17 protein-coding genes are annotated in these 16,756 nt (G+C 60.4%); 16 read left to right on the top strand and 1 reads right to left on the bottom strand.

Annotation, left to right across the window (positions count from 1 at the left end; all coding sequences use genetic code 11):
• The first annotated feature begins 9 nt into the window (after positions 1–9).
• From ABHT90_RS07550 to ABHT90_RS07605, 12 genes are all read left to right on the top strand, one after another.
• Positions 10–636 (top strand): adenylate kinase, encoded by a 627-nt coding sequence (locus ABHT90_RS07550; protein ID WP_006235269.1) that lies wholly within the window; start codon positions 10–12, stop codon positions 634–636.
• Positions 633–1,421: a type I methionyl aminopeptidase gene (map, locus tag ABHT90_RS07555; protein WP_329738298.1), complete on the top strand. Its 789-nt coding sequence runs from the start codon at positions 633–635 to the stop codon at positions 1,419–1,421. The genes ABHT90_RS07550 and map overlap by 4 nt, the downstream gene beginning before the upstream one ends.
• Positions 1,422–1,525: 104 nt before the next feature.
• The gene (infA, locus tag ABHT90_RS07560; protein WP_035137443.1) at positions 1,526–1,744 is read left to right on the top strand and encodes a translation initiation factor IF-1; all 219 of its coding nucleotides are present in this window, start codon (positions 1,526–1,528) and stop codon (positions 1,742–1,744) included.
• 150 nt (positions 1,745–1,894) lie between these two features.
• Positions 1,895–2,008 carry a 50S ribosomal protein L36 gene (gene rpmJ, locus ABHT90_RS07565; protein WP_006363204.1) on the top strand — a complete coding sequence of 38 codons (114 nt, stop codon included), beginning with the start codon at positions 1,895–1,897 and terminating at the stop codon, positions 2,006–2,008.
• A 14-nt stretch (positions 2,009–2,022) separates the two neighbouring features.
• Entirely contained in the window at positions 2,023–2,397 is a 375-nt protein-coding gene (gene rpsM / locus ABHT90_RS07570) for a 30S ribosomal protein S13 (RefSeq protein WP_022094275.1), read from the top strand.
• Between the two features lie 14 nt (positions 2,398–2,411).
• The gene (gene rpsK, locus ABHT90_RS07575) at positions 2,412–2,816 is read left to right on the top strand and encodes a 30S ribosomal protein S11 (protein WP_006235274.1); all 405 of its coding nucleotides are present in this window, start codon (positions 2,412–2,414) and stop codon (positions 2,814–2,816) included.
• A gap of 19 nt (positions 2,817–2,835) precedes the next feature.
• Positions 2,836–3,432, top strand: coding sequence for a 30S ribosomal protein S4 (rpsD, locus tag ABHT90_RS07580; protein WP_006235275.1), 597 nt, complete (start codon positions 2,836–2,838; stop codon positions 3,430–3,432).
• 32 nt (positions 3,433–3,464) lie between these two features.
• Positions 3,465–4,406, top strand: a complete 942-nt coding sequence (locus ABHT90_RS07585; protein WP_006235276.1) for a DNA-directed RNA polymerase subunit alpha — start codon at positions 3,465–3,467, stop codon at positions 4,404–4,406.
• Between the two features lie 30 nt (positions 4,407–4,436).
• Positions 4,437–4,904 (top strand): 50S ribosomal protein L17, encoded by a 468-nt coding sequence (rplQ, locus tag ABHT90_RS07590; protein ID WP_055287451.1) that lies wholly within the window; start codon positions 4,437–4,439, stop codon positions 4,902–4,904.
• A gap of 92 nt (positions 4,905–4,996) precedes the next feature.
• The gene (gene truA, locus ABHT90_RS07595; RefSeq protein WP_346982117.1) at positions 4,997–5,821 is read left to right on the top strand and encodes a tRNA pseudouridine(38-40) synthase TruA; all 825 of its coding nucleotides are present in this window, start codon (positions 4,997–4,999) and stop codon (positions 5,819–5,821) included.
• Between the two features lie 203 nt (positions 5,822–6,024).
• Positions 6,025–7,023 carry a glycosyltransferase family 2 protein gene (locus tag ABHT90_RS07600; RefSeq protein ID WP_346982118.1) on the top strand — a complete coding sequence of 333 codons (999 nt, stop codon included), beginning with the start codon at positions 6,025–6,027 and terminating at the stop codon, positions 7,021–7,023.
• A gap of 132 nt (positions 7,024–7,155) precedes the next feature.
• Positions 7,156–7,593: an arginine repressor gene (locus ABHT90_RS07605; RefSeq protein WP_006235280.1), complete on the top strand. Its 438-nt coding sequence runs from the start codon at positions 7,156–7,158 to the stop codon at positions 7,591–7,593.
• A 189-nt stretch (positions 7,594–7,782) separates the two neighbouring features.
• Here the strand turns inward: ABHT90_RS07605 and ABHT90_RS07610 are convergent, their stop codons facing one another.
• Positions 7,783–9,987, bottom strand: a complete 2,205-nt coding sequence (locus ABHT90_RS07610) for a transglycosylase domain-containing protein (protein WP_346982119.1) — start codon at positions 9,985–9,987, stop codon at positions 7,783–7,785.
• A gap of 162 nt (positions 9,988–10,149) precedes the next feature.
• Between ABHT90_RS07610 and ABHT90_RS07615 the strand changes: the two genes are divergently transcribed.
• From ABHT90_RS07615 to ABHT90_RS07630, 4 genes are all read left to right on the top strand, one after another.
• Complete coding sequence (locus ABHT90_RS07615; RefSeq protein ID WP_346982121.1) at positions 10,150–12,108, top strand: U32 family peptidase; 1,959 nt, start codon at positions 10,150–10,152, stop codon at positions 12,106–12,108.
• A 97-nt stretch (positions 12,109–12,205) separates the two neighbouring features.
• A complete protein-coding gene (gene tyrS / locus ABHT90_RS07620; RefSeq protein ID WP_118256634.1) occupies positions 12,206–13,417 on the top strand; it encodes a tyrosine--tRNA ligase in 1,212 nt (403 codons plus the stop codon).
• Between the two features lie 366 nt (positions 13,418–13,783).
• Complete coding sequence (locus ABHT90_RS07625) at positions 13,784–15,604, top strand: adenine deaminase (protein ID WP_346982122.1); 1,821 nt, start codon at positions 13,784–13,786, stop codon at positions 15,602–15,604.
• Positions 15,605–15,810: 206 nt separating this feature from the next.
• A complete protein-coding gene (locus ABHT90_RS07630; protein WP_346982123.1) occupies positions 15,811–16,605 on the top strand; it encodes a Cof-type HAD-IIB family hydrolase in 795 nt (264 codons plus the stop codon).
• Positions 16,606–16,756: the final 151 nt, after the last annotated feature.

Below are 16,756 nucleotides of genomic sequence, written 5' to 3' on the forward strand. Positions count from 1 at the left end.
GGATTGCTCATGAACCTCGTATTGCTCGGAGCACCGGGTGCCGGTAAGGGCACCGTCGCACAGGAGCTCGTCGCCGAGTTTGGCGTCGCCCACATTTCCACGGGCGACCTGCTGCGTGCTGCCGTCAAGGGTGGCACCGAGCTTGGTATTCAGGCTAAGAAGTACATGGACGCTGGCGAGCTCGTTCCCGACCAGCTCGTGATCGACCTTGTCAAGGAGCGCCTTGCCGCCGATGACGCCCAGCAGGGCTTCATCCTCGACGGCTTCCCGCGCAACACCGCCCAGGCTGTGACGCTCGATTCCGAGCTCTCCGCCATGGGTCGCGAGATCGACTGCGCCCTTCTGGTCGATGTGGCCCCCGAGGTCATTATCGATCGTCTGTCTTCGCGTCGCACCTGCCGCGCATGCGGTTACACCGGCACCGCTGCCGATGCTACCTGCCCCAAGTGTGGCGGCGAGATGTATCAGCGCGACGACGACAAGCCCGAGACCATCAAGAACCGTCTCGACGTCTACGAGAAGTCCACGAGCCCGCTCGTCGACTACTATCGTGGCCAGGGTCTGCTCAAGTCGGTCAACGGTGACCAGGCTCGCGAGACCGTGTACGGGGATGTCAAAGAGGCTCTCGGTCTATGATCAAGATTAAGTCTGCAACGCAAATCGAGCAGATGAAGAAGGCAGGAGCGCTATCTAAGATGGCGCTCCGCCACGTTGGAGCCATGGTGCGCCCCGGCGTTTCGACTTTTGAGCTTGATCAGCTCGCGGAGCAGATTATCCGCATGCATGGTGGCACCCCAGCCTTTAAGGGTTACGGCGGGTTTCCCGGAACCATTTGCGCATCGATCAACGATGCCGTGGTACACGGTATTCCCAACCCCGACATGATCCTGCGCGATGGCGATATCATCTCCATCGATACGGGAGCCGTTGTCGACGGTTGGGTCGGCGATAACGCTTGGACGTTTTTCGTCGGCACCCCCACGCCCGAAGCCAAGGCTTTGTGTGAGGTCACGCGCGATTGCCTTAAGGCTGCCATCGAGCAGGCTGTTCCCGGTAACCATATCGGGGACGTCGGTTATGCCGTTCAGTCCCTCGCCGAGTCTCACGGTTACGGCGTGCTTCGTGATTATGTTGGCCATGGCATTGGACGCGTGATGCACGAGGACCCCAACGTTCCTAACTATGGAAAGAAGGGGAGGGGCGTTCGCCTCCAGGCCGGCATGGTCATTGCCATCGAGCCGATGGTTACGATGGGTTCCAACCATGTGAGCACGGGCTCCGACGGTTGGATTGTTACGACCAACGACCACCTGCCTGCCGCGCACTACGAGAACACCGTCGCCATTACCAATGACGGTCCGGTGATTCTCACCACGGATGCCCAAGGTTCTTGGTGCTCGCTCCAAGGCGGAGAAATGTAACAAGTTCCACTTAGTTGTGGAGCCATTACGAAGTTATTACGATGCGTGCATACGTGTTGTAGAATACTCAATCGCTGTCGTTTTCTAGAGAAAGATGATTGCTTGTGAAGAAGGAAGACGCAATTGAGCTCGAGGGTACGGTAAAGGAACCGCTGCCCAATGCCATGTTTAAGGTCGAGCTCGAGAACGGTCATTCGGTTCTGTGCAACATTTCTGGCAAGATCCGAATGAATTACATCCGTATTCTCCCCGGTGATAGGGTTGTCGTGGAGCTTTCCCCGTACGACCTGACCCGCGGCCGCATCACCTATCGCTACAAATAGCGGCACGCATACACGCACTCCATTTCCGACTGCAGGCTTAGCTCAACCTACGGTCGGATTGTGTGTGAAGACCAGCCATAGTTTTAAACGCCTGCGGCTGGGCGAGTAGATAGTAGGGAAGTAGTTTGAGCGCTACCGAAAGGAAGAACGATGAAGGTACGTCCTTCGGTCAAGAAGATGTGCGATAAGTGCAAAATCATTAGGCGCCATGGCAAGGTCCTCGTCATTTGCGAGAACCCCCGTCATAAGCAGCGTCAGGGTTAAGAGAGGAGACTACGTTGGCCCGTATTAATGGTGTCGACCTCCCGCGTGAGAAGCGCGTTGAGATCGGTCTGACCTACATTTACGGCATCGGCCGCACCACTGCGACGAAGATTTGCGTCGAGTGCAACGTTAACGTGGATACGCGCGTTAAGGACCTCACCGAGGATGAGGTTAACGCCATCCGCGATTATATCGATAAGAACCAGATCATGGTTGAGGGCGACCTCCGCCGTGAGCGCAACCAGAACGTCAAGCGCCTTATGGACATCGGCTGCAACCGCGGCCTTCGTCACCGCAAGGGCCTCCCGGTCCGCGGCCAGCGCACCCACACTAACGCTCGTACCCGCAAGGGCCCGAAGCGTCAGATCGGTGCTAAGAAGAAGAAATAAGGAGCGCTAGATAGATGGCTACTGCTAAGAAGAACGTTCGCGCTGCCCGTCTGAAGCGCGCGGACCGTAAGAACATTTCCGTGGGCCAGGCTCACATTCGTTCTACGTTCAACAACACGATCGTTTCGATCACCGATCCCCAGGGCAACGTCATTTCCTGGAAGTCGGCTGGCCAGGTGGGCTTCAAGGGCTCCCGTAAGTCCACGCCGTTCGCTGCCCAGATGGCTGCCGAGGCTGCTGCCAAGCAGGCCATGGAGCACGGTATGAAGAAGGTTTCCGTCTTCGTCAAGGGCCCCGGCTCCGGTCGTGAGACCGCCATCCGCTCCCTCCAGGCTGCTGGCCTCGAGGTCTCGAGCATCCAGGACAAGACCCCCATTCCGCACAACGGCTGCCGCCCCAAGAAGCGTCGCCGCGTGTAACTGAAAGGATCGTATCAATATGGCAATCGACAGGACTCCTGTTCTTAAGCGCTGCCGTCAGCTCGGGATCGATCCCGCTGAGCTCGGTTACAGCAGCAAGAAGGAATCTATCCGTCAGCCCAAGCGCCGTCGCAAGGAATCTGAGTACGGCATGCAGCTGCGCGAGAAGCAGAAGGTCAAGTTCATCTATGGCGTTCTGGAGAAGCAGTTCCACGGCTACTTCAACAAGGCCCGTAAGATGAACGGCGTCACCGGTGAGAACCTCATGATCATTCTTGAGTCTCGCCTCGACAACGTCGTCTTCCGTCTTGGCTTCGCCCGCACCCGCAAAGAGGCTCGTCAGTCCGTCCGTCACGGTCACTTCACCGTGAACGGCAAGCGCGTGGACATCCCGTCCTACCGCGTCAAGGCCGGCGACGTCGTCGCTGTCGGCGAGAAGTTCCGTGACCTCCTCCCCATCAAGGAGGCCCTGATTTCCTCCGAGCGCTTTGAGGTCCCTGGCTGGCTCGAGGTCGATATCGAGAAGCTGTCTGGTAACGTGCTCGCTCTGCCGACGCGTGAGCAGATCAGCGGTGATATCAACGAGCAGCTCATCGTCGAGCTCTACTCTAAGTAGTCCATCCGGGCTGCTGAGGCTGGAGGTAATACATGTCAGAATTCATTAGGCCTCAGGTTCAGGTCGAAGAGATCAACGAGACGTCTGCTCGTGTCTCCGTCGAGCCGCTCGAGCGTGGTTACGGCGATACGCTGGGTAACTCCCTTCGTCGCGTTCTTCTGTCCTCGCTCGAGGGTGCCGCCGTCGAGGCTATTCAGATCGATGGTGCGCAGCACGAGTTCATGACCATCCCTAACATGGTCGAGGATGTCACCGACATCGTCCTGAATGTCAAGGGTCTTGTCTTCAGGGCTCTCGGCACGACCGACGAGGCGACCGCCACCATCTCGGTTGACGGCCCCTGCGAGGTCACCGGTGCGGACTTCTTTATTCCGTCCGAGTTTGAGCTGGTCAACCCCGAGCAGCACATTGCTACGCTCACCGAGGGTGGCCATCTCACCATGAGCATGCGCATCGGCTATGGCCGCGGCTATGTTTCTGGCGAGGCCAACAAGCGCGACAACGATCCCATCGGTGTGATCCACGTCGACTCGCTGTACTCGCCGGTTTCCCGTTGCGCCAAGCTCGTTGAGGCTTGCCGTGTCGGTCAGCACACCGACTACGACCGCCTTGTCCTCGAGATCGAGACCAACGGCTCCATCGCCCCGCGCGACGCCGTGGTCCAGGCTGCCAATATCATCAACCAGCATATGGCCGCCTTTATGAACCTTGCCGAGACCCCCGAGGTCGAGGAGGAGGCTTCGATCTTCGCTCCCGAGGTCACCAACGACAACGCCGAGCTGGACAAGCAGATCGAGGATCTGGACCTTTCCGTCCGTTCCTACAACTGCCTTAAGCGCGCCAGCATTCACTCGGTCCGTCAGCTCGTTGAGTTCTCGGAGAACGATCTGCTCAACATCCGTAACTTCGGTGTTAAGTCGATCGAGGAAGTGAAGGACAAGCTTGAGTCCATGGGCCTGAGCCTGAAGGCTTAATGCTTCGCATATTTGAGGAGAAACTAGACCATGCGTCACAACGTTAAGAAGGGCCTGAAGCTCGGCACCGATGCGAGCCACACCAAGGCCATGAAGAAGAGCCTTGCTAAGGCCCTCTTCGAGAACGACCGCATCAAGACCACCGAGACTCGCGCTAAGGCGCTGCGTTCGGTCGTCGATCCGATCATCACTTGGGCCAAGAAGGGCGACCTGCACTCTCGTCGTCTGGCTATCGCCAAGCTCGGCGATAAGCAGCTCGTTGCCGAGATCTTCGACAAGGCTGCCCAGGGTATGTGGCAGGATCGCAACGGCGGTTATACCCGCATCATGAAGCTCGGTAACCGCAAGGGCGACAACGCTCCCATCGTTATCATGGAGCTCGTCACCGAGCCTTGCACGCCTAAGGCCAAGAAGGCTGCTCCGGCCCCCAAGAAGGCCGCTGCTCCCAAGAAGGTCGAGGCTGCCGAGGAGGCTCCTGCTGAGGAGACCGCTGAGTAGACAATCCGTCTGCATAGGCTATATTCGAGGGGTACGTTCGCGTACCCCTCTTTTTTTGTCGAAATGCCATTGCCTGTTTGTTGGGAGCGCCCATGACCGCGCCGTCTGATTTCAATTCGATTCCAGAGCTCGATGCCACGCTCGTTTTCCGCGTGGCATACGATGGCTCGTCCTATAGCGGCTTTGCCGAGCAGCCGGGACAGACGACGGTTGCGGGTGAGCTGCGTCGAGCCATCGAGACGCTGCTTCGCCGTCCGATCGATCTGACGTGCGCGGGTCGCACCGATGCCGGCGTGCATGCCGTGGCTCAGTACATCAGCGTGCCCGTAACGGACGCTGAGCTCGCCCTAACGCGCCGTAGGTGGCTGCGGGCTATGGATGCCCTGCTGCCCAAAGATATCGCCATCAACGAGGTCTACAAGGCCCGTAAAGGCTTTTCTGCACGTTTTGACGCGCGTTCCCGTACGTATACGTACCGTATTGCTGATCGAGATGCGCGCCCCGTGCTGTCCCGCGGTGCGGTGTGGTGGCATCGCTATCCCTTGGATGTTGAGGCTATGTCTGCTGCCTGCCCCGCGCTGCTGGGCGAGCAGGACTTTAAAAGCTTTTGCAAGGTTGCTTCTGCCGTGGGCAAACCTACGCACCGCTGCGTAATGCGCGCCGAGTTTTGCCATGAGGTTGCGTTTGGCGAGGACATCCTGACGTTTACCATCGAGGGCAATGCGTTTCTGCATTCGATGGTCCGTACGATCGTTGGCACGCTTGTCGCGATTGGCATGCATCGCCGTGAACCCGAGTGGATGCGCGAGGTCATCGATGCTTGCGACCGTACCGCTGCGGGCCCCACGGCTCCTGCCTGCGGCCTTACGTTTATGGGCGTGGATTACGATCCCGCCGAGCTCGTCGTGCTCGACTAGGGGAGGGCTCGACGCGTCGTGCGTCGACACCCATTATCTGTGGGCTGCGCGTGTGCAACATCTGTTCTTGGCGTGCAATACAACCGGTGTCTCATTGCTTTTATTGCCGGGGTGTACCATGAACCACGGTTTGATTCATTGCTGTCGAGAGGACGGATAACTTGGTTCGACGTGGCTCGCATCCGCGACTTTCGGTGATCCTTGTGGTAGAAGGTTCGCCCAGCTATGCGATGCGTGCGCTCGAGAGTATCCAGAACCAAGACCTCTACGATTTGCAGATTGTCGTTGTTTGCCGCGATGCTGCGCCCGGTGTGCGCCATTCGCTTCAAGTTGCTGCCGACAGGGACATCCATATTGATTTGATTGACGTCGAGGACGCGAAGCGCGGCGCTTGCCTTCGTGCCGGTTTTGCTGTCTCGCGCGGCTCTCAAATCATCGCTATGAACGCCGATGAGTGGTTTGCTCCGCAGTCCCTTTCCAAGATGGTCGATATCGCGTGCGATACTGCGGCAGACATAGTGTTCCCCACGGTGTCGCTCGACCGCTATGATGCACATCGAGAACGCCATTCGCGCGTCTTGGATGCTGCCTCTATTGCCATAGAAGACGAGTCTTCTATGGTGACTGGGCTGCCCCAGTTGATTTTGGGCGGCCTAGTCGCTCAGACCTCTGGCGTGATGTATAGCCGTCCGCTGTTTGAGGCATGCCTGTCGCGCGGCAAGGCGTACCGTACGGTTGAGTTTATGGCTTATGCGCTCTCGCAGGCACGATTCGTGTCCGGCTGCGGCGACGCTTGTTTCCACGCGGTGGCACCTAAGCTTACAGATGCCTTTGATCCCACCATGTATGCCAGGATATCCGATGACACTCGAGCGCTCGACGAGCTTGCGGACTCACTCTCGGAAGCAGATAGCGGTGGTCGGCTCAAGCTGGCAAGCCAAAAGTTCTACTTTGCCGGACTGGTCGCCTGCATCGAGAATTTGTGTCTTAGCCCGCATGGAGTGTCGTCAATCGAGCGTTCCGCCCGCATGCGTGATATGCTCGAGACGCCTCGAACCCGTCAGATGGTCGCCGCGCTCAAGGATAACCATCGGGGACTCGGTTTGTTGTTTGGGCCGATCGCCAGCGCCAAGCCCGCGCGCTGCGTGATGTGTACGCATCTGGCAGCTTTTCTTAACCGGACGGGCGCAAAAACCGCCTAAACGGCTCATTTCGAAACAAATTTGCATAGAATTGTTTCGAAATGCGTTCTTATACACAAAAGCCTTCAAATAGCGTTAAACTATTCAGTCACTGATTGATTGTCTCCGCCATCTTTTGGAGAGAGGGTTTGTATGGCTAAAAAACGCAATGGGCGCCAGGATGCCATTAGAGATATTGTGCGCAATAAGGACGTCCGCACGCAGCGCGTGCTGGTCGATGAGCTCCGCGCTATGGGCTTTGATTGCACGCAGGCGACTGTCTCTCGCGATATTGCCGATATGGGGCTGCGTAAGCTCCCCGAGGGTATCTATGTTCTGGCAGAGGACCTGCACCTGCAGCGTATGGTTTCCGAGCTCGTAACGGGCGTTCTGCGCACCGATAATCTGGTTATGATCAAGGCTCAGCCTGGTACGGCTTCCGGCATCGCCGCCGCCGTTGATGCGGCAGAGTTGCCCGATGTGCTTGGCTCGCTTGCCGGCAACGATACGATTTTGGTTATTGCCCAGACGGCCGAGGACGGCGAGCGTCTCGAGGCGCTGATCAATAAGCTGAGCAATTCTCGCAAGTAGGCGTGCGGGTCGTGCGCTCGGCACTGTGTGCGTGACATGGTGGCTTGTAAGGGGGTATCGACGTTGGTCGGTACCCCCTATATTGTTTGCCGGTATAAAGGCCGTCCACCAGGTCGCTTTAAACTAAAAGGCCCCCGAGCACTTTAATAAGCTGCTCGGGGGCCTTGTTGCTAATGGCCGGATGAATTTCTAGCCAACCGTATCGTCAGGCGTGGGCGAGGGGTCGGGAGTGGGTGTAGGCGTAGGCGTAGGCGTAGGCGTGCCGCCATCGCCGCCGGTCGAACCACCAGTGGAGCCGCCCGTCGAGCCACCGGTCGTACCGGTGCCGCCGGTGGTGTCGCCGCCCGTGGTCTCGGTGGTCGTGGTCGTCGTGGTAGTCGTTGTGGTGGTTTCCTCTTCGTCCTCGTTCTCGTCCTTGTCGTCGTTCTCCGTCTTCTTGGTGTTGTTGGTGCCGTAGAACTTCCAGACGCTGTTGTTCTTGTAGGTGGGCGCCGTTCCGGTCGCAAACTCCTCGCGCTCGGTACCGGTCAGAACGGTGTTCATAAACCGCTTAAAGACAGGCAGGTTGGTGCTGTCGCCCAGCAGGTCTGTGCCGTATTTTTGGATGGGAATCTCGCCCGCGGAATAGCCGGTCCACAGGGCGCACGCCAGCTGCGGGGTATAGCCGCAGAACCACAGGTTGGTGGTGTTGTCGGTGGTGCCCGTCTTGCCGGCATAGGGCTGGTTGACGCTCAGGGCGCCGGCAGCACCCGTACCGCCGCCCTTCATGACGCCGGACAGAACATCGGTGACCGCGGCGGCCTCGCCCTCGGTAAGTACCTGTGAGGGATTGTCGGTGTGCTGGTACAGCACCGAACCGGTACGAGAGTCAATCTCGGTGATGGCGATCGGCTGGCGATAGTAGCCGCCGTTGGCAAACGTCGCGTAGGCGGCGGCCATCTCGAGCGGCGAGATCGAGCCGGTGCCGAGCGTCATGACGGGAACGTCCTCGATGTTGTCCTTGGCGGGATCGATGCCGAGCTTTTTGACGAGTGAGATGATCTTGCTGTTGCCGACGGCTTCCGCCACCTGGATGTAGCCGGTGTTGGAGGAGTATGCCGTTGCCTGCTTAAGCGTGATGTTGCCATAGCTATGGTTGGCGTAGTTTTGGACCTCGGTCGTGGTGCCCTTGGCCTTGAGTGGCGAGTTGCAGTTGAGGGTGACGTTGGGGTTCATGCCGTTTTGGATGGCAGTTGCCAGCGTAAAGGCCTTGAAGGTGGAGCCGACGGGACGCTTGGCCGTGGCATGGTTTACGTGGTTCTCGTCGGCGTTGTAGTCGTAGCCGCCCACCATGCACTTGATGTAGCCGGTCTTGGGGTCGACGACGACCATGCCCATGTCCAGGCCGTCAAGCGAGAGCGTGTCGAGCTGCTCGCGGACGGCATTCTCTGCCACCTGCTGCATCGTGGGGTCGATGGTGGTCTTGACGGTCAGGCCGCCCTTAAAGAGCACGTCGGTCGAGAACTCCTGCTCCAGTAGCTGCTTGACGTAGGAGACAAAGTAGGGCTGCGAGTATACGTCGACGCCGCTGCCCGAGATTTCGGTCACGTTGAGGGTGATGGGCTCGGCCCGTGCGGCATCGTGCTCCTCCTGGGTGATGTGGCCCAGGCGCAGCATGTTGTCGAGAACCTTGTTGCGGCGAGACAGTGCCAGATCGGGGTTGACCGTGGGGTCGTACTGCGAAGGCGAGTTGGGAAGGCCGATGAGCAGCGCGGCCTCGCTGAGGGTGAGGTCGGCGGCGCTCTTGGACAGATAGGTCTCGGCTGCGGCCTCGATGCCGTAGGCGCCGTGGCCGTAATAGATGGTGTTGAGGTACATCATGAGGATCTCGTCTTTGGAGTACATGTCCTCCATCTTGATGGCGATGTAGGCCTCGCGCACCTTACGCTCAATGGTCGAGTCGAACTGCTCCTCCTGCAGGATGGTGTTGCGCACAAGCTGCTGGGTGATAGTCGAGGCGCCTTCGTGCCCGCCACCGAGGGTTGCCACCGCAGCACGCGCGATACCCCACAGGTCGATACCGCCGTGCTCGTAGAAGCGCTCGTCCTCGACGTCAACGGTGCCCTGCAGCACGTAGGGGGAGACCTCGTCCTTGGTGATAGACTTGCGGTTTTGCGTGTAGAAGCTCGCGATCTTGTTGCCGTTGCAGTCGACGATCTCGGTGGGCTCGCTCACCAGATACGCGTTGGCGTCGGTGTAGTCGGGCAGATCGGACAGCCAGCGGTTGACGTTGCCGACCATGCCGATGCCAAATGCCACGCCCGCAATCAGCAGAAAGCCCAAAAACGAGAGCAGGATTATGGGCAGAGCATGCGTCTTTGAACGGCTGCGTCCCTGTCGTTGGCGAGGACCCATATATTGACCTCCAGGTATGTCGTGCCGGACGGTGGATGTGCCGTCGGGGCAGGATGGACATAAGTTATTACACGATAAACCAAACGGGGCGCGCGAGGCCTCGTGTATGCTGGAAGACGGCATTTTTCAGAGTGAATGCATACCTTGGTAAGGAGTTTGTCGATGGCGATTCGGACGATGGGGCCGAGCGGACAATACGAGACTGGATTGGATGCTGCCGGTGCGGCGCTGCCCGAGCTGCTGGCGCCGGCGGGCGGACTCGACCAGATGCTTGCGGCCATCGCCGCGGGTGCCGATGCCATCTATGCGGGGTTGGGCGGCTTTAACGCCCGTGTGAGCGCCCATGGCTTTACGGATAACGAGTTTGCGCGCGGCTGCGCCGTGGCGCATGCCCATGGCGTGCGTGTGTACGTAACGCTCAACGTGTTCGTGTTTGACGATGAGTTGTCCGACGCGGTGGCGTTGGGAGCTCATGCACTGGAGCTGGGCGCCGATGCTCTGATTGTCGCCGATGCCGGGTTGGCCTGCGCGCTGCGCGCGGCGATTCCCGGGGTCGAGATTCACCTGTCCACGCAGGCGGGCGCTCATAGCGAGGGTGCCGTGCGGCTTGCCGCCGATGAGCTGGGGGTCGAGCGCGTGACGACGGCACGCGAGCTGACGGTCGACGAGATTGCGGCGCTATGTGCCACGGGCGTGCCCATCGAGGTATTCTGCCACGGTGCGATTTGCATCGGCTATTCGGGGGCGTGCGAGTTCTCGGCCTTGCGGCGTGGGCGCTCGGCGATGCGCGGCGACTGCACGCAGCCGTGCCGTCTGGCGTACGACCTAGTGGACGAGGCGGGGCAGAGTGTTGTTGCCGTCGAGGGAGACCGCCTGCTTTGTCCGCGTGACTATCTGGGTATCGCGCACCTGCCCGAGCTTGTTGCCACCGGCGTGGCATCGCTCAAGATCGAGGGACGCATGAAGAATCCCGATTACGTATTCAACGTGGTGAGGGTGTGGCGTCGGGCACTCGATATGCTGTGCGACGGCGCGTGGGACTCCGGTGCCGTGGAAGAGCTTGAACGCGAGCTGGGAAGGTCGTTTAACCGTGGGTTTACCGATGCTTACCTGCGGGGTCGTTCGGGTGCCGAGCTCATGAGCTTTGAGCGCGCGATCAACCAGGGCGTGCGCGTGGGCCACTTGGTGGCGGTGGGTCACGAAGAGGTGACGGTTGAGCTTGATGCCGCCGTGGCGGCGGGCGATACGCTCGAAATCCGATTTTACCCGGGTGCCGACGCGCGTCCCGATGTGCCCAAGCGCTGGCCACAGGTGCCTTGCCCCGTGGATGCCGCTGCGGGGGAGCGCATCGTCGTGCATTGCAAACGTAAGGTGGACGCGGGCTGCGAGGTCTATCTGATTCGCAGCGCCGGCGTGTTGGATCAGACGGCGGCGGTGTTGGAGCGCATGCGGGCCGAGGCGGATGCGATTGCGCCCGTTGCGCGTGCCGTTGAGGTGCTGCCCTTTGAGGGCGCTGCGGTGGATGGCGGTGCGTCGACGGAGTTGGTGGAGTGCGCGGTTCCCACTCGCGTGGTTTTTGCTTGGCAGCTGATGGATGCCGACCCGCGCGGAGAACTCGATTTGTCCGACGCCGTTGTGGTGCTTGACGAGGTGTTCCGCACGGGTGACGCTGACCGGACCTGCTCACTGATGCAGCGTGCCGGGCGCGTCGTCTGCCGCAATCTGGGACAAGTGGCGATGGCCCGCGAGCTGGGCACAACGTTTGACGTGGCGGCGCCGGTGTTCTGTGCCAATCGGGCCACGCTTACCTGGCTGCGCGGACTCGGTGCGGGGCGGGTGTGCTTGTCGGCCGAGTTGCTCGGCAATGATGCGGAGCGTGTTGCCGAACTTGCCGCTTGCCCCGGTGTCTTGGGGCCTGTCGATGCCGACCGTCCCGAGCTCATGGTGTGCGAGCACTGCTTGCTGACTGCCGAGGGCGCCTGCGCCACGGATGCAACGGGGCAGGTCCGTTGCCGTGACTGCTCGCGCCGTCAGCAGGCGCGCTTTTTGGTCGAACGTGACGGCACGCGTTTGCCGGTCGTTATCGACGCGTGCGGCAGGACGAGGATTTTCCTGTCGTAGGTGCCGCGTCGCGCTGTTTTGGTTATTATTAGTGGGTTTATGAACTTCCAGCACCGCCGTATCCGGTGAGGGTGCTATAGCAAAAGGAGGATACCCAATGCTGTCTGTTGACGAGCAAATGCGTATCATCACCTCGGGTGCAGCGCAGATCGTCCCCGAGGCCGACCTTCGCAAGAAGCTTGAGAAGGGCGAGCCCCTCAACATCAAGCTCGGCGTCGATCCCACCAGCCCCGACCTGCACCTGGGCCATGCCGTGCCCCTGCGCAAGATGCGTCAGTTCCAGGACCTGGGCCACAACGTCACCCTTATCATCGGCAACGGCACTGCGCTGATCGGCGACCCCTCGGGCAAGAACTCCACCCGCCCGCAGCTTTCGCAGGAGCAGATCGAGGCCAACGCCGAGACCTACGTGAGCCAGGCCATGAAGATCCTGGACCCCGAGAAGACCACCATCGTGCACAACGGCGACTGGATCCTTTCGATGGACCTGGCCGGCCTGCTGCAGGTGTGCTCCAAGTTCACCGTCGCCCGCATCCTTGAGCGCGACGACTTTACCAAGCGCTACCAGTCCCAGACGCCGATTGCCCTGCACGAGTTTCTGTACCCCGTGATGCAGGCCTTCGACTCCGTTCAGATCAAGGCCGACGTCGAGATGGGCGGCACCGACCAGCTCTTCAACCTGCTCGCCGGCCGCGAGCTCATGGAGAAGATGGGCATGGAGCCGCAGATCGCGCTTACCATGCCGCTGCTCGAGGGCACCGACGGCGTGCGCAAGATGTCCAAGTCCTATGGCAACTACATCGGCCTGACCGACGCTCCCAAGGATATGTTCGGCAAGACCATGTCCATCCCCGACGAGATGATCGGCAAGTACTATCGTCTGGCCAGCTCGCTCGCCCCGGCCGAGGTCGACAAGATCGATGCCGCCCTGGCCGATGGCTCCGCCGACCCCTACGAGCTCAAGCGCGCTCTAGGCCGCGACCTGTGCGACACCTACCACGGTGCTGGCGCCGGCGACGAGGCTCAGGCCGAGTTCGACCGTGTGTTCAAGGAGGGCCAGCTTGCCGACTTCCCCGAGAAGCACGTTGAGCTGACCGTCAACGACGAGGGCCAGATTTACCTCGCTGGCCTGCTCAAGGACCTGGGCCTTTCGGCCAGCGCCGGTCAGGCCCGCCGCGACATCGACGGCGGCGGCGTCAAGATCAACGGCAAGGCTGTGGCTTCCAAGAGCTACAACATCGATCCGAGCGCCCTCAAGCTGGGCGACACCCTCTCCGTGGGCAAGCGCAAGGGCTTCAAGTTGATTTAGTTCCGCCGTTCTACCGAACGGCGGACCGGCCGACGCTGCGCGGGCCGCATTTGGACAATCTGACGTTCAACTTCAAGGGCGCGACCAGAAGGTCAGCGCCCTTTCGTTTCACGTCACCTTGTCTCAAATGCGGCCCGCTCGCTGTCGTTGCCAAAACATCGGCTTTGCCTTGGTCGCAAGTAGTCATTGGGGACGTTCTTTAATGACTAGTCGTTTAAGAACGTCCCCAACGACTACTTTTGGACGCTTACCGTTAAGCGGAAGGGGCGTTAGCGGGACTTTCTTTTGGGCATACAATGGCTATTGGCTTGCTGCGGTGAAGGCCTGTCCGCTCCGCAGCTGTTTTCTACGGTTAAAGGAGAATGTATGTCCGTTGAGGTCATGAGGTCTGTGATCGAGGCCGCCGAGGGCCGCGTGCCCGTCGACACGCTGTTTACCAATGCGCAGATCGTCGACGTGTATGGCCAGCGTGTGGCGCCCGGTAGCGTTGCCGTCAAGGACGGTGTGATCGTCGGCGTGCTCTACGATGGTCGCGACGATGCCGCTGGCACCTACGAGGCAACTGAGGTCGTCGACTGCCAGGGTCGCTATCTCGCTCCCGGCTTTATTGACGGGCATCTGCACATTGAGTCCTCGAACATCCGTCCCGCCGAGTATGCTCGCATGGCCGCGACGCGCGGTACTACCACCGCCATTGCCGACAGCCACGAGATTGCCAATGTTGCCGGTCTCGACGGCCTGCGCTTTATGATCGAGGATGGTCGTCGTGCGCCCATTTCCATCAAGTACATGATGCCTTCGTGCGTGCCCGCACTGCCCGACGAGCAAGCGGGCGCTGTGATTACCGCCGCTGACATGCAGGCGTTTTTTGCCGAGCATCCGGGCGATGTCTTTGGTCTGGGCGAAATGATGAACCTGCCGGGCGTCTTTATGGCCGACCCCGAGACCTGTGCCCGCATCGATGCTGCCAACCAGACGCCGTCCAAGCAGGTTGACGGCCACGCGCCGCTCGTTGCCGGTATGGACCTCAACGCCTATGCCGCAGCGGGCATTATCGCCGACCACGAGTCGACGATTCCCGAGGAGGCGCTCGACAAGCTGTCCCGCGGCATGTATGTGATGCTGCGTGAGGGCACGTGCAGCCACGACCTGGCCAATTTGTCTCCGATGCTGCTGGAGAACCCTGCCCGCGCCCGCCGCTGCTGCTTTGCGACCGACGACCGCGCTCCCTCCGATGCTCTTTCGACCGGCATGATCGACAATGCCTGCCGCGTGGCCATCGAGGCCGGCATCGACCCGGTGGCCGCCATCTCCATGGCGTCCCTTTCCACGGCTGAGGCATTTGGCCTGGACCACGGCTGTCGCGACCCGCATGAGCTCCGTGGCGCGATCGCCCCGGGCAAACGCGCCGACCTGCTGTTGCTCGATGACCTGACGTTTGCCAAGGCTCCGCATCGCGTATATGCCGCCGGTGCTCTGGTGGCGCAGGACGGCACCTTTGTGGGCGAGATCGCACCCGAGATGGCCGAGGTTGCGGCCCTTGCCGATGAGCTGCGCGCCTCCGTTAAGCTGCCGAAGCTTTCGCTCGACGTGTTTGACTATGCCTTTAAGCCGGGCGAGGTCGTGATTGACGTGGTACCGGGTAAGGCCATCACGGGCATGGCTCGCCCCGAGAGCGCCGAGGGCCTGCGCCGCATTATGCTGATCGAGCGCCACGGCCGCGGCGTGTCACTGCAGGCCGAGGGCGCCGACGGTGATGGTCCTGCGGGCCTGGGTCTCGTTGGCAAGCACATTGGTCGCGGCTGGGTGCGCGGCTTTACCATCACGGGCGGTGCCATCGCCTCGACGATTGGCCACGATTCGCACAACGTGTGCGTGGTGGGCGACAACGCGGCCGACATGATGGCTGCCGTCGAGGCTGTTGGCCAGGGCGGCCACGTGCTGGTACGCGATGGCGAGGTCGTAGCGCGCATCCCGCTGGCGCTCGGTGGCCTGATGAGCGAGGGCACGGCCGAGGATGTCGCCGCGCAGCACGACGACTTTATGGTCAAGGCGCGCGCCATGGGCATCGAGCCGCCGCTCGACCCCATCATGGGCATCATCTTCCTGCCCCTGCCGGTGATCCCGACGCTCCGCATCCGCCCCGAGGGCATGTTCGACGTCACCACCTTCACCTACGCCGACTAGTCATCGGGGACGTTCTTAAACGACTAGTCGTCGGGGACACTCTTCCTTGTGTCGCCTGCCGCCGCGGTCGTGGGCTCTCTGGCACGCGTGAGCTATTTGCCAGGTCTATGTAACGTTTACGCCCGCGGAGTCTTATTTGAGCTCCCTTTGGGTACGTTGGAATCGGATACACGTTCGATTCCAACAAGCCCGAAGGGAGCTTTTCTATGTTTAAACTGATTGCATCCGATATGGACGGCACACTGCTTGACGAAAACGGCCAGGTGCCTCCCGAGACCTACGAACTGATTCTGGCGCTACACGAGCATGGCGTGCATTTCGCCGCATCGTCAGGTCGTCGCTACGATCGCCTGTGCGAGTTCTTTGCGCCCGTTCGCGACAAGATGGACTTTGTCGCCGCTAACGGCGCCCAAGTCTACGCCGACGGTAAGATGGTAGACCGTGAGGTGTATTCCCACCTGGCGATTCGAAGGCTCGCCCAAGCCGTCAGGACGTTTCCCAATCTGCATCTTGCGCTCTTTGACCGAACCAAGTCCTTCCTGCTCGATGACGAGTGCAAGTTCGTGCGTGAGGTCGATAAGGACCTTCCCAATGCCGAGCGTATTTGGGAGCTGCCCGATCCCAGCGTAAATATCATCAAAGCGAGTATCTTTTGCGACGACAGTGCGGTTATGGACAGTGCGTACGTGCTACAGCGCGAACTTGGTCAGCTCTTTACTTTTGCGCCTTCGGGCAACGCGTGGATCGATGCCATGCAGCCCGGTGTGTCGAAGGCCTCGGGTATCGCGCAGCTCGCGGAGCATTACGGCATTGGTCGCGACGAGGTCATGGCGTTTGGCGACTCGATGAACGACTACGAGATCATTCGCTTTGTCGGCACGGGCTGCGCGATGGAAAACGCGCGTCCTGCGCTCAAGGCGGTTGCCGACCGCATCGTGGGCTGCAACCGTGACCACGCCGTCCAGCAGGAACTCCGCCACGTGCTGGAGAGCCTCGCCTAATCCGGCAGTTAGGGACGTTCCCTTTCTGCCGGCAGTTGGGGACACTCCTTGCGGTTTTCCGGGGGTAGCTAAAATAGCCCCATTACAGTTTGAGTTGTCCGAAAGGGCGGCTCTTTTCCGTTGCACGGCTATACGATTGAGCCGTACCGGT

This window comes from Collinsella aerofaciens, assembly GCF_039758815.1.
GTDB classification, from domain to species: domain Bacteria; phylum Actinomycetota; class Coriobacteriia; order Coriobacteriales; family Coriobacteriaceae; genus Collinsella; species Collinsella aerofaciens_BP.